This is a genomic window from Streptomyces sp. RKAG293 (genome assembly GCF_023701745.1).
In the GTDB taxonomy this organism is placed as follows: Bacteria; Actinomycetota; Actinomycetes; order Streptomycetales; family Streptomycetaceae; genus Actinacidiphila.
The window spans coordinates 6,495,001-6,515,130 of sequence record NZ_JAJOZB010000001.1; the positions used below are offsets into that span (position 1 = coordinate 6,495,001).

Below are 20,130 nucleotides of genomic sequence, written 5' to 3' on the forward strand. Positions count from 1 at the left end.
CCGTCACACATTAAGTCTGAGACCTGATGCCGAGCCGATTGTGGTGAAGTGGATGATCCTATGCTGTCGAGAAAAGCCTCTAGCGAGTTTCATGGCGGCCCGTACCCTAAACCGACTCAGGTGGTCAGGTAGAGAATACCGAGGCGTTCGGGTGAACTATGGTTAAGGAACTCGGCAAAATGCCCCCGTAACTTCGGGAGAAGGGGGGCCACAACTGGTGAGGGAACTTGCTTCCTGAGCTGGGGGTGGCCGCAGAGACCAGCGAGAAGCGACTGTTTACTAAAAACACAGGTCCGTGCGAAGCCGTAAGGCGATGTATACGGACTGACGCCTGCCCGGTGCTGGAACGTTAAGGGGACCGGTTAGTCACATTTCGGTGTGGCGAAGCTGAGAACTTAAGCGCCAGTAAACGGCGGTGGTAACTATAACCATCCTAAGGTAGCGAAATTCCTTGTCGGGTAAGTTCCGACCTGCACGAATGGCGTAACGACTTCTCGACTGTCTCAACCATAGGCCCGGTGAAATTGCACTACGAGTAAAGATGCTCGTTTCGCGCAGCAGGACGGAAAGACCCCGGGACCTTTACTATAGCTTGATATTGGTGTTCGGTTCGGCTTGTGTAGGATAGGTGGGAGACTGTGAAGTCATGGCGCCAGCCATGGTGGAGTCGTCGTTGAAATACCACTCTGGTCGTGCTGGATGTCTAACCTCGGTCCGTGATCCGGATCAGGGACAGTGTCTGGTGGGTAGTTTAACTGGGGCGGTTGCCTCCTAAAGAGTAACGGAGGCGCCCAAAGGTTCCCTCAGCCTGGTTGGCAATCAGGTGTTGAGTGTAAGTGCACAAGGGAGCTTGACTGTGAGACTGACGGGTCGAGCAGGGACGAAAGTCGGGACTAGTGATCCGGCGGTGGCTTGTGGAAGCGCCGTCGCTCAACGGATAAAAGGTACCCCGGGGATAACAGGCTGATCTTCCCCAAGAGTCCATATCGACGGGATGGTTTGGCACCTCGATGTCGGCTCGTCGCATCCTGGGGCTGGAGTCGGTCCCAAGGGTTGGGCTGTTCGCCCATTAAAGCGGTACGCGAGCTGGGTTTAGAACGTCGTGAGACAGTTCGGTCCCTATCCGCTGCGCGCGCAGGAATATTGAGAAGGGCTGTCCCTAGTACGAGAGGACCGGGACGGACGAACCTCTGGTGTGCCAGTTGTCCTGCCAAGGGCACGGCTGGTTGGCTACGTTCGGAAAGGATAACCGCTGAAAGCATCTAAGCGGGAAGCCTGCTTCGAGATGAGTATTCCCACCCCCTTTGAGGGGTTAAGGCTCCCAGTAGACGACTGGGTTGATAGGCCAGATGTGGAAGCCCGGTAACGGGTGGAGCTGACTGGTACTAATAGGCCGAGGGCTTGTCTAACTATTTTTGCTTCGCGTCCACTGTGTAGTTCTGAAGTAACGAACCGTGATAACACCCGGTTGGTTAACTTCATAGTGTTTCGGTGGTCATAGCGTTAGGGAAACGCCCGGTTACATTCCGAACCCGGAAGCTAAGCCTTTCAGCGCCGATGGTACTGCAGGGGGGACCCTGTGGGAGAGTAGGACGCCGCCGAACAATCATTCAGCCCCAACCCCGAGCTTCGGCTCGGGGGTTGGGGCTTTTTTGTTGTCCGTCACCCCATGTTCATGTCCCGGCGGGAACCTTGGCACCTCGACATGTGGAGGTAGGGACGTGCGTCAGCTGATGATGGACAGGCAGCCCCTGCAAGCTCTCGGTATCGGTGTGGGCGACGAGGTGATCGTGCCGTCCTTCGCCCCCGAGTCGTCCGCGGCGGCCGTGGTGATGGTGGGCGCGACCCCGGTGTTCGCCGATATCGACCCGCGGACGTACTGCCTCGACCCCGCCTCCGTGGAGGCCGCCCTGACCCCCAGGACGTCGGCCGTCATAGCAGTGCACCTCTTCGGCCACCCGGCGCCCATGCGCGAACTGGGCGAGCTGGCGGCGCGGCAGGGGATCGCGCTGGTCGAGGAGGAGGAGCCGGCGGGGGACGTGGGGGAGATCGCCCGGCGCCGCGCACACGCCCGCTTCCTGGACTCGGCGCTGACCGGCGTCATCGTGCCGTACGTCGAGCCGGGCGCGCACCACGTCTACCACCACTACACGGTGCGGATCCCGGGCAACGGCCGGCCCGACCGGGACGCCTTCGCCAGGGCGCTGACGAGGCGCGGAGTACGGGCGACCGTGAGCGTCCCGACGCCCGTGCACCGGCTCGCGGCGCACCGGTCCCGTGAGGTGCTGCCGGAGACCGAGAGGGCCGCCGCACAGGCCCTGTCGCTGCCGGTGCACTCGGGTCTCACCCAGCGGGAGTTGACGCATATCGCCGACGCCTGCAACGCCCTCGGTGGCCTGCTCTGATCCGGTTCGGGGGCGGGTCGGGGCGGGTTACCGAGCACGGGTCTTCATGGGTTAAGATTTTCCTTGTCGACACCGAGCCCCTATAGCTCAGTCGGTAGAGCGTCTCCATGGTAAGGAGAAGGTCTGCGGTTCGATTCCGCATGGGGGCCCAACAGAGAAAGACCCCCCGCCTGACGGCGGGGGGTCTTTTCGTTGTCCGGACCGCCGGTGCCCGTGGCACCGCGGGTTCCTGCCGTGCCGTCAGTTGTCGGGCAGGGCGGGGACACGCATCGCGAGGATGGCCATGTCGTCCGAGGGCGCGTCGGAGGCGAAGCGCTCCACAGCTCGCTGGATCCGGGCGGCGACCGCGCCGGCGGTGAGGCCGGTGCAGGTGGCCAGGACGTCGGCGAGGCCGTCGTCACCGAGCATGCGGGTGCCCTCGCGGCGTTCGGTCACCCCGTCGGTGACACAGAGCATGACGTCGCCCGGATCCAGGGTGATGGTCTGTTCGACGAGCTCCAGGTCCTCCAGGACGCCGAGGAGCGGCTGCGGGTCGGCGGCGGACTCCACGGTGCCGTCCGGGCGCAGTCGCAACGGCAGCGGGTGGCCGGCGCAGACCACCTTGAGGATGGCGCTGCCGTCGGGCTGCGGCCACAACTCCCCGTAGAGCAGGGTCAGGAAGCGGCTGCGGGCGCCCTCGTCCAGGATGGCGGCGTTGAGCCGCTCCAGGACGGCCGGCCCGCCGAAGCCCTCGCGGGCGAGGAGCCGGATCGCGTGCCGGGCCAGACCCGTGACGGCCGCGGCCTCCGGGCCGGTGCCGCAGACGTCGCCGATGGCGAAGCCCCAGCAGCCGTCGCGGATCGGGAACAGGTCGTAGAAGTCGCCGCCGACCTCGTTGCCCTCACCGGCCGCCCGGTAGATGACCTCGACCTCGACGCCGGGGATGGGAGGCAGCCCCGGCGGCAGCAGGCTGCGCTGGAGGGCCTGGCTGATGGCCGTGCGCTCGCTGTACAGACGGGCGTTGTCCAGGGCGAGGGCGGCGCGGCGGGAGAGGTCCTCGGCGAGTTCGAGGATCTCCTGGCGGAACCGTTCGTCCGCGGGTTTGCCGAGGGTGAGCATGCCGATGACGCGGTTGCGGGCGACGAGCGGCAGGACCACGGTCTCGCCGCCGACCGCGGCGGCGGTCGCCAGCGCGGTGCCGGGTCCGGTCGCCGGGCGGCCGGCCTCGCCGAGGCCGAGGCTGCGCAACGAGGCGCGCAGCGCGGTGGAGTGGGCGGCGTCGGAGGGCGCGGTCCAGATGCGCGCGCCGGGCGTGGGCTCCGGCGCGGGCGGGTTGAGCTTCGCCAGCAGGGCCTTGATGCCGTCGATCCGGTCCTCGTCCTCGTGCAGCACGAAGGCGAGTTCGGGTTCCGACTGTTCGGCGATGGTGTAGACGGCACACCAACTGGCCAGGGTGGGAACGGTCATCTGGGCCATGAGGGCCAGCGTCTGGTCGCGTTCCAGGGTGCCCGCGAGCAGGTCGGAGGCCTCGACGAGGAAGGACAGCGAGCCGCGGCGCAGCCGTTCCAGTTCGGTGAGGCGGGCGCTCTCGACGGCCAGCGCGATGCGGTCGGCGGCGAACTGCAGCCGCAGCGCTTCCTCGTTGGAGTAGCGGCCCGGGGCCTCGGCGGCGACGCCGAGGGAGCCGGTGAGCCGGCCCTCGACCTTCAGCGGCACGGTGACGATGGAGCGCATCCCGGTGCCGGCGAGCAGCGGGACGGCGCCGGGGACGGCGTTGAGATCCTCGTGGACGGCGGGCATCCTGGCGCTGCCGTAGCGGCCGGTGCCGGCCTCGACGGGGACGCGGGCGAAGCGCTGACGGGCGGAGGGCAGGCCGGTGGAGGCGCGCACCTCCAGCTCCGTCTCGTCGTCGGTGGCGAGCAGCAGGTACGCGGCGTCGCCGTCGAGCATGTCGCGGGCGCGCTCCACGGTGCGCTGCAGGAGCCCGTCGAGGTCGTCGGGCGCCGGGGAGCCGATGAACACCTCGAAGGCGTCCGCGGCCTTTCCACGGTCGCCGGACGCGGCGTCCGAGTTGACGGGGCCGCGCGAGGGGCTCTGCAGGACGGCCCGCTCGTCGGCGCGGACCAGCAGGCAGACGGTGGAGGGCTCGCCGGTGGTGTCGCGGACCCGCAGATGGGACCCGTACACGGGCTGTACGCGGCCGTCGGCGCCCCGTATGCCGTAGGTGCCCTCCCAGCGGGAGAGGAGCAGCGCCTCGGCGAGGCCGATGCCGGTGCCGGGGGTCTGCGGCCACGCGGTGAGCTCGGTGAGGGGCTTGCCGATCATCTGCTCGGAGGTGTGACCGAACAGATCCGTGGCGTCGTCGTTCCAGCGCGTGACGACGGCGTGGCGGTCGACCTGGATCACGGCGACGCGGACCCGCTCGTCGGTCAGCGGGAGGGCGGCGGTCGGCAGCGCGGGGCTCGCTGCGCGGGTGCCCGCGGAGCGCTCCGGCAGGTCGAGCTGGAACCAGACGTGCTTGGCGGCGGGGGTGTACTCGACGCCCCAGCGGCTGGCGAGGGCGGAGCAGAGGACGAGGCCGCGGCCGCCTTCGCTGTCCGGGTTGCGGATCTGGAGGCCGGCGTCCTGGAGCGGGACCTCGCGCTCCGGGTACCGGTCGGCGACCTCGACACGTACCGCTGTGTCGTAGCGCAGGCACTGTACGTCAGCGGCGGTGCCGGCGTGGACCACGGCATTCGTGACGAGTTCGCTGGTCAGGACGACAGCGTCGTCGACGATGTCGGAGAAGCCCCAGCCCTGCAGGGTGTCGCGGACGAAGGCGCGCGCGACGGCGACCGATCGCCCCACCGGCTGGAAGGTGGCCGCTGCCCGCGCCGTGATCACAGAACTCCTTGTGCGCCCCAGGACGCTGTCGTCGGTCTCGCTCTCGATTCCCTGCGCCGTCACCGGCGGCCCCCGTGAGGTGTAGGCCCGGTCTGTGGCGGGCAACCGGATGCCAGGTTACTTACCTCTGCTGATGGCGTGTGCGCTGGTTCCGGGTGTTTCTGCCCCGATCGTGCGACAGGTCATATGCGAAGCTGCCGAACTGTTATGGCCATGCGCAGGCATGGTGAAACACTGGGCATGTCTAAGAGGCAGTTCACGAGCAGTTTGGTCGACCCTCCGGGAGGGACACGGTGGAGTCCAGCGCATCGACGCGCGGTGCAGTTTCGCGTGCAAAGAACGCGCGATCCCGCGCCAACGGGACCATCGAGGTGGATTCGGCTGCCTTGTACAGACTTCTGGCGGCGTTGGCGTCCATGAGGGACGGCAACTTCCGCAAGCGGTTGACGGTGTCGGGAGACGGGCTGATGGCGGAGATCTCCGCCGTCTTCAACGAGGTCGCCGACCGTAATCAGCATCTGACGGGTGAGCTGGCGCGGGTGCGCCGGGTGGTCGGCCGTGAGGGAAAGCTCACGGAGCGGCTCGAGACCGGCGCCTGCGAGGGTTCCTGGGCGGCGGCGATCGACGCGTCCAACGCGCTGGTCGACGATCTCGTCCGGCCGGTCTCCGAGGTCGGAAGGGTGCTGTCGGCGGTCGCGGAGGGCGATCTGGAACAGCGGATGGACCTGCGGTCGCAGGGCGCGGACGGTTCCGCGCACCCGCTGCGCGGTGAGTTCCTCAAGGTCGGCCGGACGGTCAACGGCCTGGTGGACCAGTTGTCCGCGTTCACCGACGAGGTGACCCGTGTCGCCAGCGAGGTCGGCACCGAGGGCAAACTCGGCGGCCAGGCCAAGGTGCGCGGTATGTCCGGTTCGTGGAAGGACCTGACGGATTCCGTCAACACGATGGCGTCCCGGCTCACCGCCCAGGTGCGTGACATCGCTCTCGTGACGACGGCGGTCGCCAAGGGCGATCTGTCCCGGAAGGTCACGGTTCACGTGGCCGGCGAGATGCTGGAGCTGAAGAACACCGTCAACACGATGGTGGACCAGCTGTCGTCGTTCGCCTCCGAGGTGACCCGCGTCGCCCGTGAGGTCGGTACGGAGGGCGAGCTCGGCGGCCAGGCGCAGGTGCCGGACGTCGCCGGGGTGTGGAAGGACCTGACGGACTCCGTCAACCTCATGGCCGGGAATCTGACGGCCCAGGTGCGGGACATCGCGCAGGTGACGGCGGCGGTCGCCAACGGCGACCTGTCGCAGAAGATCACCATCGGGGCGCGCGGCGAGGTCGCGCAGCTCGCCGAGACGATCAACGCGATGACCGAGACACTGCGGACGTTCGCCGACGAGGTGACCCGTGTGGCGGGTGAGGTCGGCGCCGAGGGGCTGCTGGGCGGTCAGGCGCAGGTGCCGGGAGCGGCGGGGACGTGGAAGGACCTCACCGACTCGGTGAACACCGCGTTCCGCAACCTCACCGCGCAGGTGCGGGACATCGCGCAGGTGACGACGGCGGTCGCCAACGGCGACCTGTCGCAGAAGGTGACCGTGGACGTCTCCGGCGAGATGCTGGAGCTGAAGAACACCGTGAACACGATGGTGGACCAGCTGTCCTCCTTCGGCGCGGAAGTGACGCGGGTGGCGCGCGAGGTCGGCGTCGAGGGCGAGCTGGGCGGTCAGGCGCAGGTGCCGGGCGCGGCCGGTACGTGGAAGGACCTCACCGACTCGGTGAACACCGCCTTCCGCAACCTGACGGGCCAGGTCCGCAACATCGCGCAGGTGACGACGGCGGTCGCCAACGGCGATCTGTCGCAGAAGGTCACGGTGGACGTCTCCGGCGAGATGCTGGAGCTGAAGAACACCGTGAACCGCATGGTCGACCAGCTGTCGTCCTTCGCGGCCCAGGTGACCCGGATGGCGCGGGACGTGGGCACGGAGGGCCGGCTCGGCGGCCAGGCGCGGGTGGACGGCGTCGCCGGCACCTGGAAGGACCTGACGGACTCCGTCAACTTCATGGCGGGCAACCTGACGTCCCAGGTGCGGCAGATCGCCCAGGTGACGACGGCGGTGGCGCGCGGTGACCTGTCGCAGAAGATCGACGTGGACGCCCGGGGCGAGATCCTGGAGCTGAAGAACACCATCAACACGATGGTCGACCAGCTGTCCTCGTTCGCCGACCAGGTGACCCGCGTCGCGCGCGACGTGGGTACCGAGGGCCGGCTCGGCGGTCAGGCGCAGGTGCCCGGCGTCGCCGGTGTGTGGCGCGATCTGACCGATTCGGTGAACGGCATGGCGGGGAACCTGACCGCCCAGGTCCGCAACATCGCGCAGGTCGCGACGGCGGTGGCGCGTGGTGACCTGTCGCAGAAGATCGACGTGGACGCCCGCGGCGAGATCCTCGAGCTGAAGAACACCCTGAACACGATGGTCGACCAGCTGTCGTCCTTCGCGGAGCAGGTGACCCGGGTGGCCCGCGAGGTGGGTACCGAGGGGATCCTGGGCGGCCAGGCCGAGGTCAAGGGCGTGAGCGGCACGTGGAAGGACCTCACGCAGTCCGTCAACTTCATGGCCAACAACCTGACGAGCCAGGTCCGCAACATCGCGGAGGTCACGACGGCGGTCGCCAGCGGCGATCTGTCGAAGAAGATCACCGTCGACGCCAAGGGCGAGATCCTCGCCCTGGTCACCACCGTCAACACGATGGTGGACACGCTGTCGGCGTTCGGTGACGAGGTCACCCGCGTCGCCCGCGAGGTGGGTACCGAGGGCCAGTTGGGCGGGCAGGCCCGGGTGCGCGACGTGTCGGGCATCTGGAAGGACCTGACCGACAACGTCAACCTGATGGCCAACAACCTGACCAATCAGGTGCGTTCGATCGCCGCGGTCGCCACCGCGGTCGCCAACGGCGATCTCACCAAGAAGATCACCGTCGAGGCGCGCGGCGAGGTCGCTCAGCTCGCAGAAACGATCAACACGATGGTCGACACGCTGTCGGCGTTCGGTGACGAGGTCACCCGCGTCGCCCGCGAGGTCGGCACCGAGGGCATCCTCGGCGGCCAGGCCCGCGTACCCGGCGTCGCCGGCACGTGGAAGGACCTCACCGAATCGGTGAACGGCATGGCGTCCAACCTGACCGGACAGGTCCGCAACATCGCCATGGTGACGACCGCGGTCGCCCGCGGCGACCTGTCCAAGAAGATCGACGTGGACGCGCGCGGCGAGATCCTGGAGCTGAAGACGACCATCAACACGATGGTCGGCCAGCTGTCCGCCTTCGGTGACGAGGTCACCCGGGTGGCGCGCGAGGTGGGTACCGAGGGCCGGCTGGGCGGCCAGGCCCGTGTGCCGGACGTCTCCGGCATCTGGAAGGACCTCACCGAATCGGTGAACCTGATGGCCAACAACCTCACCAGCCAGGTCCGCAACATCGCGCAGGTGGCCACCGCGGTGACCCGCGGCGACCTCAATCTCCGCATCGACGTGGACGCGGCCGGCGAGATCCTGGAACTCCAGGACTACATCAACACGATGATCGTGCGCCTCCGGGAGACCACGCTCGCCAACAAGGAGCAGGACTGGCTCAAGGGCAACCTGGCCCGCATCTCCGGCCTGATGCAGGGCCGCCGGGAGCTGGGCGACGTGGCCGCGCTGATCATGAGCGAGCTGACCCCGGTGGTCTCCGCGCAGCACGGCGCGTTCTTCCTCGCCGAGGAGATCGGCGACGGCACCGAGATCGGCTCGGGGGAGGACGAGGACGCGTACGAGCTGCGGCTCGTCGGGTCGTACGGTTTCTCCAAGCGCTCCATGCCGACCACGTTCCTGCCCGGTGAGGCGCTGATCGGGCAGGCCGCGATCGAGAAGCGGTCGATCCTGATCGAGAACGTGCCGCCGGGGTATCTGAAGATCGTCTCGGGGCTCGGTGAGGCGCCCCCGGCGCATGTCATCGTCCTGCCGGTGCTGTTCGAGGACCGGATCCTGGGCGTGATCGAACTGGCCGCGTTCCAGCAGTTCACCCAGATCCAGAAGGACTTCCTCAGCCAGATCACCGACATCATCGCGATCAGCGTGAACACGATCAGCGTCAACACCAAGACCGAGGGACTGCTCGAGCAGTCCCAGGAGCTGACCGAGCAGCTCAAGGAGCGGTCCGGCGAGCTGGAGAACCGGCAGAAGGCGCTGCAGCTGTCCAACGCCGAGCTGGAGGAGAAGGCCGAGCTGCTGGCCCGGCAGAACCGCGACATCGAGGTGAAGAACACCGAGATCGAGGAGGCCCGGCAGGTCCTGGAGGAGCGCGCCGAGCAGCTCGCGGTCTCGATGCGCTACAAGTCCGAGTTCCTGGCCAACATGTCGCACGAGCTGCGCACCCCGCTCAACTCGCTGCTGATCCTGGCCAAGCTGCTGGCCGACAACGCCGACGGGAACCTGTCGTCCAAGCAGGTCGAGTTCTCCGAGACGATCCACGGGGCGGGCTCGGACCTGCTGCAGCTCATCAACGACATCCTCGACCTGTCGAAGGTCGAGGCGGGCAAGATGGACGTCAGCCCGACCCGTATCGCCCTGGTGCAGCTCGTCGACTACGTCGAGGCGACGTTCCGTCCGCTGACCGCCGAGAAGGGCCTGGACTTCTCGGTCCGGGTCTCGCCGGAGCTCCCGGTCACCCTGCACACGGACGAGCAGCGGCTGCTGCAGGTGCTGCGCAACCTGCTCTCCAACGCGGTCAAGTTCACCGACAGCGGTTCCGTCGAGCTGGTCATCCGGCCGGCGGGTCCCGAGGTCCCGCAATCGATCCGCGAGCAGTTGCTGGAGTCCGGGGCGCTGCGCGACGCGGACCAGCCGCTGATCGCGTTCTCCGTCACCGACACCGGGATCGGGATCGCGGCGAGCAAGATGCGGGTGATCTTCGAGGCGTTCAAGCAGGCCGACGGCACCACCAGCCGCAAGTACGGCGGCACCGGCCTGGGCCTGTCGATCAGCCGGGAGATCGCCCGGCTGCTGGGCGGGGAGATCCACGCGGACAGCCAGCCCGGCCGCGGCTCGACGTTCACCCTGTACCTGCCGCTCAGCAGCAGTGAACTGCCGCCGCACGGCTACCCGCAGCTGCCCGGCGGCGAGGTGATCAGCGAGTCGGAGCACCACGCGCCCACCCGCAACCGCCTCGCCGGCAGCAGCCTGTCCCGGCTGCGCCGCCGCTCGGCGCCCCCGCAGCTGCAGTCGCTTCCGGGACAGCCCGCCGCGCTGCCCGCGGAGGAGTCCTGGGTGGACGGCACGCACTCCGACGGGTACGCGCGCTTCGCGGGCGGGTTCAACGGCGAGAAGGTGCTCATCGTCGACGACGACATCCGCAATGTCTTCGCGCTGACCAGCGTGCTGGAGCAGCACGGGCTGACGGTGCTCTACGCGGAGAACGGCCGCGAGGGGATCGAGGTGCTGGAACAGCACGACGATGTCGCGATCGTCCTGATGGACATCATGATGCCGGAGATGGACGGGTATGCGACGACGACGGCGATCCGCAGGATGCCGCAGTTCGCCGGACTGCCGATCCTGGCGCTGACGGCGAAGGCGATGAAGGGCGACCGGGAGAAGAGCATCGAGTCCGGAGCGTCGGACTATGTCACCAAGCCGGTCGACACCGATCATCTGCTGGCACTCATGGAGCAGTGGATGAACGCCCGCGGAACACCCCGTTGAAAGGTGGACTGTTGACGGCGTGTGTCCATTCAGGTGTGAGGGGGCGGGATTCAGGGAACCTTCTGGTCTCCGCTAGCGTTTCTGCTTCGTGCACAGTGACATGGCGGTGACAGGGTGTGGCGAACGGCAGGTGCGGCTACCATGACCGGCACAAGGACGGGCGGCGCAAGGGAGTCGTCCCCGGGGGCGGCCACCAGCGTGGTGCCGGGACGAGGAGGGCGGGCCATGGTGCAGAAGGCCAAGATCCTTCTTGTCGACGACCGGCCGGAGAATCTGCTGGCGCTGGAGGCGATCCTCTCGGCGCTCGATCAGACGCTGGTACGGGCGGCATCCGGGGAAGAGGCGCTGAAGGCGCTGCTCACGGACGATTTCGCGGTGATCCTGCTCGATGTGCAGATGCCGGGCATGGACGGTTTCGAGACCGCCGCCCACATCAAGCGGCGCGAGCGGACCCGTGACATCCCGATCATCTTCCTGACGGCGATCAACCACGGCCCGCACCACACCTTCCGCGGCTACGCGGCCGGTGCGGTCGACTACATCTCCAAACCCTTCGACCCCTGGGTGCTGCGCGCCAAGGTGTCGGTGTTCGTCGAGCTCTACATGAAGAACTGCCAGCTGCGGGAGCAGGCGGCGCTGCTGCGGCTCCAGCTGGAGCAGGGCGCTTCGGTGGGCGTCAACGGGGCGAAGGAGCCTGCCGGACTGCTCGCCGAGCTCTCCGCGCGGCTGGCCGCCGTCGAGGAGCAGGCCGAGGCGCTGTCGAAGCAGCTCGACGAGTCGGCGGACGCGGCCGCGGTGGCGACCGCCGCGCATCTGGAGCGCAAGCTCACCGGTCTGCGGCGGGCGTTGGACGCTCTGGAGCCGGGCACCGGCGACGGCGGCGTCAGGTATCCCCCACAGGACTGAGCGGAACCCCCGCCGTTGACGCTGCGTCACCCTTGGCCCACCCGAGGCGCGACACGGACGGGGGTATCCGGCGCACGCGTGTCCAGCCGGGTCTTCGGAGGTAATCTCGGCACCATGGCCTCACGTACGCCCGGCGGCACTGCCAAGAAAGCTCCGGCGAAGCCTGCGGCCAAGAAAACCGCGGCGAAGAAGACCGCAGCGAAGAAACCACCTGCCAAGAAGGCGGCGGCCCCCCGTGCGGCGAAGGGGGCCGCTCCCAAGCCCGCTCCCCGAGTGGCCCCGTCACCCACCGGTGGTGTGTACCGGATGACGCGCGCCCTGTGGCTCGGCGTCGCCCACGGCATCGGCGCGGTGTTCCGCGGCATAGGGCGCGGAGCACGCGGCCTCGACCCCGCGCACCGCAAGGACGGCGTGGCGCTGCTGCTGCTCGGTCTGACGCTGGTCGTGGCCGCGGGCACCTGGTCCAATCTGCGCGGCCCGGTCGGCGATCTCGTGGAGATGCTCGTCACCGGCGCCTTCGGCCGGCTCGATCTGCTGGTGCCGATACTGATCGGCGTCGTCGCGGTCCGGCTGATGCGGCACCCGGAGCAGCCCGAGGCCAACGGGCGGATCGTCATCGGGCTGTCCACCCTGGTGCTCGGCGCCCTCGGCCTGGTCCACCTGGCCTGCGGTTCGCCGAGCCGGGACGCGGGAGCCGAGGCGCTGCGCGACGCCGGCGGCCTGATCGGCTGGGCGGCCGCGTCGCCGCTGCTCTACACGGTCGGCTCGGCGCTCGCCGTACCGCTGCTGCTGCTCATCACCGTCTTCGGGCTGCTGGTCGTCACGGCCACCCCGGTCAACGCGATTCCGCAGCGGCTGCGGCTGCTCGGCACCAAGCTCGGCCTGTACGAGGCACCGCCGGACCTGGACGCGGTGCCGATGGAGGAGCTGTTCGAGGAGGACCCGGAGCCGGCGGAGGACTACCCGCGCCGCCGGTCCCCGCTGCGCTTCACCAAGCACGACCAGGGCATGGAGGAACTGGCGGCGCTGGGGGAGTTCGGCGACGAGGAGGCCGACGAGCCCCGGCCGCGCCGCCGCCCGCGGCGCAGGCCCGAGCCCGGCCAGCAGGACTACGCGGCCGCCTCCGGGATGGACGCGGTGGACGTGGCGGCCGCCGCGGCCGCGGCGCTGGACGGCGCCGTGCTGCACGGCGTGCAGCCGTCACCGCTGCTCGCCGGTCTCAGCAACAGCGTCAAGACGGGGTCCGGCACCGGATCGGGCGTGCCCGCGGCCCGCGCCGAGGACACCGCCGAGCCGTCGACCGGCTCCGGCGTCCCCGACCTGACCAAGAAGACCGTCGACCCGGTGGACCCGCTCCCGCCGCGCGCCGAGCAGCTCCAGCTGTCCGGCGACATCACGTACTCGCTGCCCTCGCTGGACCTGCTGGAACGCGGCGGCCCCGGCCGTACCCGCAGCGCCGCGAACGACGCGGTGGTCGCCTCACTGCAGCAGGTCTTCACCGAGTTCAAGGTCGACGCCACGGTCACCGGCTTCACCCGCGGCCCGACGGTCACCCGCTACGAGATCGAGCTCGGCTCGGCGGTCAAGGTCGAGCGGATCACGGCACTGGCCAAGAACATCGCGTACTCCGTCGCCAGCCCGGACGTCCGGATCATCAGCCCGATCCCCGGCAAGTCGGCGGTCGGCATCGAGATCCCGAACAGCGACCGCGAGATGGTCAACGTCGGCGACGTGCTGCGCTCCGCGGCGGCGGCCGGCGAGGAGCACCCGATGACGGTGGCGCTCGGCAAGGACGTCGAGGGCGGGTACGTCATGGCGAACCTCGCCAAGATGCCGCACATCCTGGTCGCCGGCGCGACCGGGTCCGGGAAGTCGTCCTGCATCAACGGCCTCATCACCTCGATCATGTGCCGCGCCACCCCGGACGAGGTCCGGATGGTGCTGGTGGACCCCAAGCGCGTCGAGCTGACCGCGTACGAGGGCATCCCGCACCTGATCACGCCGATCATCACCAACCCGAAGCGGGCCGCGGAGGCCCTGCAGTGGGTGGTCCGCGAGATGGACCTGCGCTACGACGACCTGGCGGCCTTCGGCTTCCGGCACATCGACGACTTCAACGCGGCGGTGCGCTCCGGCAAGACCCAGCCGCTGCCGGGCAGCGAGCGCGAGCTGTCGCCGTACCCGTACCTGCTGGTGATCGTGGACGAGCTGGCCGACCTGATGATGGTCGCGCCGCGCGATGTGGAGGACTCGATCGTCCGCATCACGCAGCTGGCCCGCGCCGCCGGGATCCACCTGGTGCTGGCCACCCAGCGGCCCAGCGTCGACGTCGTCACCGGTCTGATCAAGGCGAACGTGCCGTCGCGGCTGGCCTTCTCCACCTCCTCGCTCGCCGACAGCCGGGTCATCCTGGACCAGAACGGCGCCGAGAAGCTGATCGGCAGGGGCGACGGGCTCTTCCTCCCGATGGGCGCGAACAAGCCGACCCGTATGCAGGGCGCCTTCGTCACCGAGGAGGAGATCGCCAAGATCGTCGAGCACTGCAAGGCGCAGCTCACGCCGACCTACCGGACCGACGTGGCGGTCGGCACGGCGCCCAAGCGGGAGGTCGACGAGGAGATCGGCGACGACCTGGACCTGTTGTGCCAGGCGGCGGAGCTGGTCGTCTCCACCCAGTTCGGCTCGACCTCGATGCTGCAGCGGAAGTTGCGTGTGGGATTCGCCAAGGCGGGCAGGCTGATGGATCTGATGGAATCGCGCGGAATCGTCGGGCCGAGCGAAGGTTCGAAGGCGCGGGATGTCATGGTCAAAGCGGACGAACTGGATGGGGTACTGGCCGTCATCCGCGGTGATGCTCACTCGTAAGAGCACGCGGGGCAACCGTTTCTCCTGTTCGTGCGTCAAGTTGATGCAGGAGGACGACATATGGCCGACTGTCAGGCTCGCCCGGGCTGTCAGGTCCATGCGCGCCGGATCCGTGAGAGACGGTCCGGCAATCCTGATGGCGGACAAAGACCGGCTGTCCGCTTGCCCCACTCTTTCGCTACCCCCCTAGACTGAACTTCCAGCAGGTGGCTGCAGCCTGAAAGGCTTCCTCGTGTCCCTCGGCAACCCGCCCTCCGACGACCGGCCCTCCGTCGGTCGTGCCCTTGCCCAGGCCCGCCTCGCCGCCGGACTGACCGTTGACGAGGTCAGCTCCACGACGCGGGTGCGCGCCCCCATAGTGCTCGCCATCGAACAGGACGACTTCTCCCGTTGCGGTGGCGACGTCTACGCCCGCGGTCACATCCGCAACCTCGCCCGCGCCGTCGGGATCGACCCCGAGCCGCTGGTCCAGCAGTACGCGGACGAGCACGGTGGCGCCACCACCCAGGTCCCCGTCGCGCCGCTCTACGAGGCGGAGCGGATCCGCCCGGACCGCCGCCGTCCGAACTGGACCGCGGCGATGGTCGCGGCGATCGTCGCGGTCGTCGGGTTCGTGGGCTTCACCGCGTTCAACGGCTCCGGCGGAAACTCGCCGTCGGCCGCCGCCAAGCCCTCGGTGACCGCCACCACGGCCAAGCCCAGCCCCAAGCCCGCCGACCCCAAGCCCGAGCCGTCGAACAGCGCGATCGCGGCCGCCCCGGTGGGCAAGGTGACGGTGAAGCTGACCGCGGACGTCGGCAAGAGCTGGATCCAGGCCACGGACAGCACCGGCAAGCCGCTCTTCGCCGGGAACCTGGAGAAGGGCGACGCCAAGACCTTCACCGACGACAAGAAGATCAAGTTGGTCATCGGTGACGCGGGCGCCATCAAGCTCTTCGTCAACGGCAAGGACCTCGGTCCCGCGGGCACGGACGGCCAGGTCGTACGGCTCACCTTCACCCCCGGAGACCCCCAGGCCGGGTGAACGTAAGAGGGACGGCTGGGACAAAGTAGGCTGAGCCTATGCCCGAACCCCGTACCGTCGCCCTTGTCACGCTCGGCTGCGCCCGCAATGAGGTGGATTCCGAGGAGCTCGCCGGCCGTCTGGCGGCGGACGGCTGGCAGCTGGTGGATGACGCCGCGGACGCCGACGTCGCCGTGGTCAACACCTGCGGCTTCGTCGACGCCGCCAAGAAGGACTCCGTGGACGCCCTCCTGGAAGCCAATGACCTCAAGGGTCATGGCCGCACCCAGGCGGTCGTCGCGGTCGGCTGCATGGCCGAGCGGTACGGCAAGGAGCTCTCCGAGGCCCTGCCCGAGGCCGACGCGGTGCTCGGCTTCGACGACTACACGGACATCTCCGACCGCCTCCAGACCATCCTGTCCGGCGGTGTGCACGCCTCGCACACCCCGCGCGACCGCCGCAAGCTGCTGCCGATCAGCCCCGCCGAGCGGCAGGGCGCCGCGGTGGCGCTGCCCGGCCACGCGCAGGAGGCCCCGGCCCCCGCGCCGGCCGACCTCCCCGAGGGCGTCGCCCCCGCCTCGGGGCCGCGCGCACCGCTGCGCCGCCGCCTGGACGACAGCCCGGTCGCCTCGGTGAAGCTGGCCTCCGGCTGCGACCGCCGCTGCTCGTTCTGCGCCATCCCGTCCTTCCGCGGCTCGTTCATCTCCCGCCGCCCCTCGGACGTCCTCGGCGAGACGCGCTGGCTCGCCGACCAGGGTGTCAGCGAGGTCATGCTGGTCAGCGAGAACAACACCTCGTACGGCAAGGACCTCGGCGACATCCGGCTGCTGGAGACGCTGCTGCCCGAGCTGGCGGCCGTCCCGGGCATCGAGCGGATCCGGGTCAGCTACCTGCAGCCCGCCGAGATGCGCCCCGGCCTGATCGACGCCCTGACCTCGACCCACAAGGTCATGCCGTACTTCGACCTGTCCTTCCAGCACTCGGCGCCCGGCGTGCTGCGCGCGATGCGCCGCTTCGGCAGCACCGAGAGCTTCCTGGAACTGCTCGGTACCATCCGCGGCAAGGCCCCGGAGGCCGGTGTCCGCTCCAACTTCATCGTCGGCTTCCCCGGTGAGACCGAGGCGGACCTGGAGGAGCTGGAACGCTTCCTCAGCTCCGCGCGGCTCGACGCCATCGGCGTCTTCGGGTACTCGGACGAGGACGGCACCGAAGCGGCCGGCTACGGGGACAAGCTCGACGAGGACACCGTCGCCCAGCGGCTGGCCCGGGTCTCGCGTCTCGCGGAGGAGCTGACCGCTCAGCGCGCCCTGGAGCGGCTCGGCTCCACCGTGCGGGTGCTGGTCGAGTCCATCGACGAGGAGACCGGTGAGGCGGTCGGCCGCGCCGACCACCAGGCGCCGGAAACGGACGGTTCGACCACGCTGACCTCCTGCGAGGGCCTGAAGCCGGGCATGATGGTAACCGCGAAGGTGATCGACACCGAGGGTGTCGACCTCATCGCGGAACCCCTCACCGGGGGCGACTGTTCTGTGGAGGAGGTGGGCAGATGACCGGAGTCCCCGTGCCGGCTGCGGCCACCCCGGACCACATGGGCGATCCCGTGGGCGGCCAGGCCGGGCTCTGGAACATCGCCAACCTGCTCACGATGATGCGGCTGGTGCTGGTTCCCGGCTTCGTCATGCTGCTGATCCACGACGGCGGCCACGACCCCGCCTGGCGTTCGTTCGCCTGGGCGGCGTTCGCCATCGCGATGATCACCGACCTCTTCGACGGGGAACTGGCCCGGCGGTACGGGCTGGTCACCGACTTCGGCAAGATCGCCGACCCCATCGCCGACAAGGCGATCATGGGCGCCGCGCTCGTCGGGCTGTCCGCGCTGGGCGACCTGCCGTGGTGGGTGACCGGAGTGATCCTCTTCCGGGAGATCGGCATCACGCTGATGCGCTTCTGGGTGATCCGGCACGGAGTGATCCCGGCCAGCCGCGGCGGCAAGCTCAAGACGCTGACGCAGGGCATCGCGGTCGGCATGTACATCCTGGCCCTCACCGGGCCGCTGGCGACGCTGCGGGCCTGGGCGATGGCCGCGGCCGTCGTGCTGACCGTCCTCACCGGGCTCGACTACATCCGGCAGGCCGTCGTGCTGCGCCGGGCCGGCCTGGCCGCGCAGCGCGAGCGCGCGGCCGCCCAGGGGAAGCCCGCCCAGGGGAAGCCCGCCCAGGGGAAGCCCGCCCAGGGGAAGCCCGCCCAGGCGAAGTCTCAGGCTCAACCCGACCTTCAGGCCGCGATGGACGCGGACCCGGAGCGCGAAACGGGCGCGGAGCGCGAACGGCGGACCTCCCCGCGGCGGCAGAGTCACCAGAACGGATGACAGCGGCCGAGGTGTTGCGACTGCTCGACGGCCGGGGGCTCACCCTGGCGGTCGCCGAGTCGCTGACCGGCGGTCTGCTGGCCGCGGAGCTGACGTCCGTCCCGGGAGCCTCCCGGACCTTCCGCGGCTCGGTGACGGCCTACGCGACGGAACTCAAGCACGTACTGCTCGGCGTGGACGCCGGACTGCTGGCCGCTCGAGGAGCGGTCGACCCTCAGGTGGCCCTCGAGATGGCCGAGGGCGTGCGGAGCAGACTGGAAGCCGACTGGGGCGTGGCTACCACCGGCGTCGCGGGACCGGAGCCGCAGGACGGGCGGCCGGTCGGCACGGTGTACGTGGCGGTGGCCGGTCCCGGCGGCTCGGCGGTCAGCCCGCTGCGGCTGGAGGGCGGCCGCTCCGAGATCCGTGCCGCCAGCGTGACCGCCGCACTCGCTCTGCTGGAGCGGTCCCTCACGACAGGGGTGCCGTCCCGCACAACAGGGGTGCCGTCCCTCACGGCCGGGGTGCGGGCGAAGGATAGGGAAGAAGACGGGGGGATGGGATGTTTGCAGCCCTGAGTGAACACGTCATCGCTCCCCGCACGGCCGGTGCCCGAGGCGGTACGGTGGGGCAAGAAGGATCCGGATTCGCGGTCCGAGGAGGGAGCCACCGATGATCCTGCTCCGTCGCCTGTTGGGTGACGTGCTGCGTCGGCAGCGCCAACGTCAGGGCCGCACTCTGCGTGAGGTCTCCTCTTCCGCCCGGGTGTCCCTGGGCTATCTGTCCGAAGTGGAGCGAGGGCAGAAGGAGGCATCCTCCGAGCTGCTCTCCGCGATCTGCGACGCCCTGGACGTCCCGATGTCCGAGGTGATGCGCGAGGTCAGCGATGATCTGTCGCTCGCGGAGCTGGCCCAGTCGGCGGCGTCCGAGACCTCCGCGGCGCCGATGCGACCACTGTTGGGTGCGGTGACCTCTGTCACATCCGTGACGACCGAGCGGGTCACCATCAAGGCGCCGAAGGCGCCCGCTGAGGCCGTTGACGTGGTCGCGGCCTGAGCCGCCCGTCACTCCAGAAGTTCTTGTACCGGGACCCCGGTCGGCACTGCCGACCGGGGTCCCGTGCTTTTGCACGGTGCGGCGGGACGAGGCAGGGTGGGCGATACGGATTTAACGGGGTTTAACGGACTATTCGTCAGTCCCGTCGCCAGTAGGAGGATTCGGCATGAGTGTCGTCAAGAGCCCGCTGTCCGAGAAGCAGCGCAAGATCGTCGGTGAGGCGCTGCAGGGCGCTCTGGTGGATCTCGTGGATCTGGCGCTGGTGTCCAAACAGGTCCACTGGACCGTGGTGGGCCCGCGCTTCCGCTCGGTCCATCTGCAGCTCGACGAGGTCGTCGACACCGCCAGGCTGCACGCCGACACGGTGGCGGAGCGGGCTTCCGCGATCGGCGTCACGGCGGACGGGCGGGCCGGCACGGTCTCGAAGACCAGCGGGATCGACACGGTCACCGACGGGTGGATCAAGGACACGCAGGCGGTGGGCATCCTCATCGCGGCCCTCGACTCGGTGATCGAGCGGATGCGGGAGCGCATCGGGACGACGGCGGACGCCGACCCGGTCACGCAGGCCATCATCATCGGGCTCACGGCGGACCTGGAGAAGTTCCACTGGATGTTCCAGGCCGAGAACGTGTAGCGGGAAGCGCCGGCGCCGCGCTCGGTGGGCGCCTGTGGCGCTCGGGGTGGCCTGGCGCTCCCGCGGTGCGGCTCGGCCGCTCCGGGCGCCCCGGACGCCTCCTGTGTCCCGCGTGCCCCGGGCTGCGCGGCCCACGTGCCTCGGAGGCGCTGGCCCCCGGGGTCCGGAGCGGTCTACGATAGGCGGCTCGTCACGTTGCGTCGATGTATCGTCGCAGGCAGTGGCGATGTGCTGCTCCCATCGGGTGAATGTCCGGGCGGGGGCGTCGGCAGAGGGCTAGCGATCTTGGGAACCGGGCATCGCACCCTGGTACGGAGGGCCTC

The 20,130-nt window shown here is 69.2% G+C and carries 11 protein-coding genes, 1 tRNA gene and 2 rRNA genes (1 of these 14 only partly in view); 13 read left to right on the top strand and 1 reads right to left on the bottom strand.

All coding sequences use genetic code 11. The features are described 5' to 3' along the window. From LNW72_RS28895 to LNW72_RS28910, 4 genes are all read left to right on the top strand, one after another. A 23S ribosomal RNA gene (locus LNW72_RS28895) occupies positions 1 to 1,409 on the top strand (it extends 1,714 nt beyond the left edge of the window). Between the two features lie 78 nt (positions 1,410 to 1,487). Next, positions 1,488 to 1,604, top strand: a 5S ribosomal RNA gene (gene rrf, locus LNW72_RS28900). A 129-nt stretch (positions 1,605 to 1,733) separates the two neighbouring features. Beyond that, on the top strand, positions 1,734 to 2,405 hold the full coding sequence (locus tag LNW72_RS28905) for a DegT/DnrJ/EryC1/StrS aminotransferase family protein (protein WP_250980351.1): 672 nt from the start codon (positions 1,734 to 1,736) through the stop codon (positions 2,403 to 2,405). A 76-nt stretch (positions 2,406 to 2,481) separates the two neighbouring features. Then, a tRNA-Thr gene (locus LNW72_RS28910) sits at positions 2,482 to 2,554 on the top strand. Between the two features lie 91 nt (positions 2,555 to 2,645). On the opposite strand, the gene LNW72_RS28915 is transcribed toward LNW72_RS28910, so the two are convergent. Continuing rightward, on the bottom strand, positions 2,646 to 5,267 hold the full coding sequence (locus tag LNW72_RS28915) for a SpoIIE family protein phosphatase (RefSeq protein ID WP_250980352.1): 2,622 nt from the start codon (positions 5,265 to 5,267) through the stop codon (positions 2,646 to 2,648). Between the two features lie 293 nt (positions 5,268 to 5,560). Between LNW72_RS28915 and LNW72_RS28920 the strand changes: the two genes are divergently transcribed. The 9 genes from LNW72_RS28920 (at position 5,561) to LNW72_RS28960 (ending at position 19,807) form a co-directional block, all read left to right on the top strand. Beyond that, a complete protein-coding gene (locus tag LNW72_RS28920) occupies positions 5,561 to 10,993 on the top strand; it encodes a HAMP domain-containing protein (RefSeq protein ID WP_250978032.1) in 5,433 nt (1,810 codons plus the stop codon). Between the two features lie 225 nt (positions 10,994 to 11,218). After that, entirely contained in the window at positions 11,219 to 11,899 is a 681-nt protein-coding gene (locus tag LNW72_RS28925; RefSeq protein ID WP_138358936.1) for a two-component system response regulator, read from the top strand. Between the two features lie 114 nt (positions 11,900 to 12,013). Then, positions 12,014 to 14,764: a DNA translocase FtsK gene (locus LNW72_RS28930; protein ID WP_250978033.1), complete on the top strand. Its 2,751-nt coding sequence runs from the start codon at positions 12,014 to 12,016 to the stop codon at positions 14,762 to 14,764. Between the two features lie 232 nt (positions 14,765 to 14,996). Next, complete coding sequence (locus LNW72_RS28935; protein WP_250978034.1) at positions 14,997 to 15,788, top strand: helix-turn-helix domain-containing protein; 792 nt, start codon at positions 14,997 to 14,999, stop codon at positions 15,786 to 15,788. Positions 15,789 to 15,826: 38 nt separating this feature from the next. Then, entirely contained in the window at positions 15,827 to 17,317 is a 1,491-nt protein-coding gene (gene rimO, locus LNW72_RS28940; protein WP_250978035.1) for a 30S ribosomal protein S12 methylthiotransferase RimO, read from the top strand. Next, the gene (pgsA, locus tag LNW72_RS28945) at positions 17,314 to 18,135 is read left to right on the top strand and encodes a CDP-diacylglycerol--glycerol-3-phosphate 3-phosphatidyltransferase (RefSeq protein ID WP_374117347.1); all 822 of its coding nucleotides are present in this window, start codon (positions 17,314 to 17,316) and stop codon (positions 18,133 to 18,135) included. The genes rimO and pgsA overlap by 4 nt, the downstream gene beginning before the upstream one ends. After that, a complete protein-coding gene (locus LNW72_RS28950; protein ID WP_250978036.1) occupies positions 18,132 to 18,692 on the top strand; it encodes a CinA family protein in 561 nt (186 codons plus the stop codon). Before pgsA ends, LNW72_RS28950 begins: the two co-directional genes overlap by 4 nt. Positions 18,693 to 18,786: 94 nt before the next feature. Next, a complete protein-coding gene (locus LNW72_RS28955) occupies positions 18,787 to 19,170 on the top strand; it encodes a helix-turn-helix transcriptional regulator (RefSeq protein ID WP_250978037.1) in 384 nt (127 codons plus the stop codon). A gap of 166 nt (positions 19,171 to 19,336) precedes the next feature. Next, positions 19,337 to 19,807, top strand: coding sequence for a DNA starvation/stationary phase protection protein (locus LNW72_RS28960; RefSeq protein ID WP_250978038.1), 471 nt, complete (start codon positions 19,337 to 19,339; stop codon positions 19,805 to 19,807). Positions 19,808 to 20,130 lie beyond the last annotated feature (323 nt).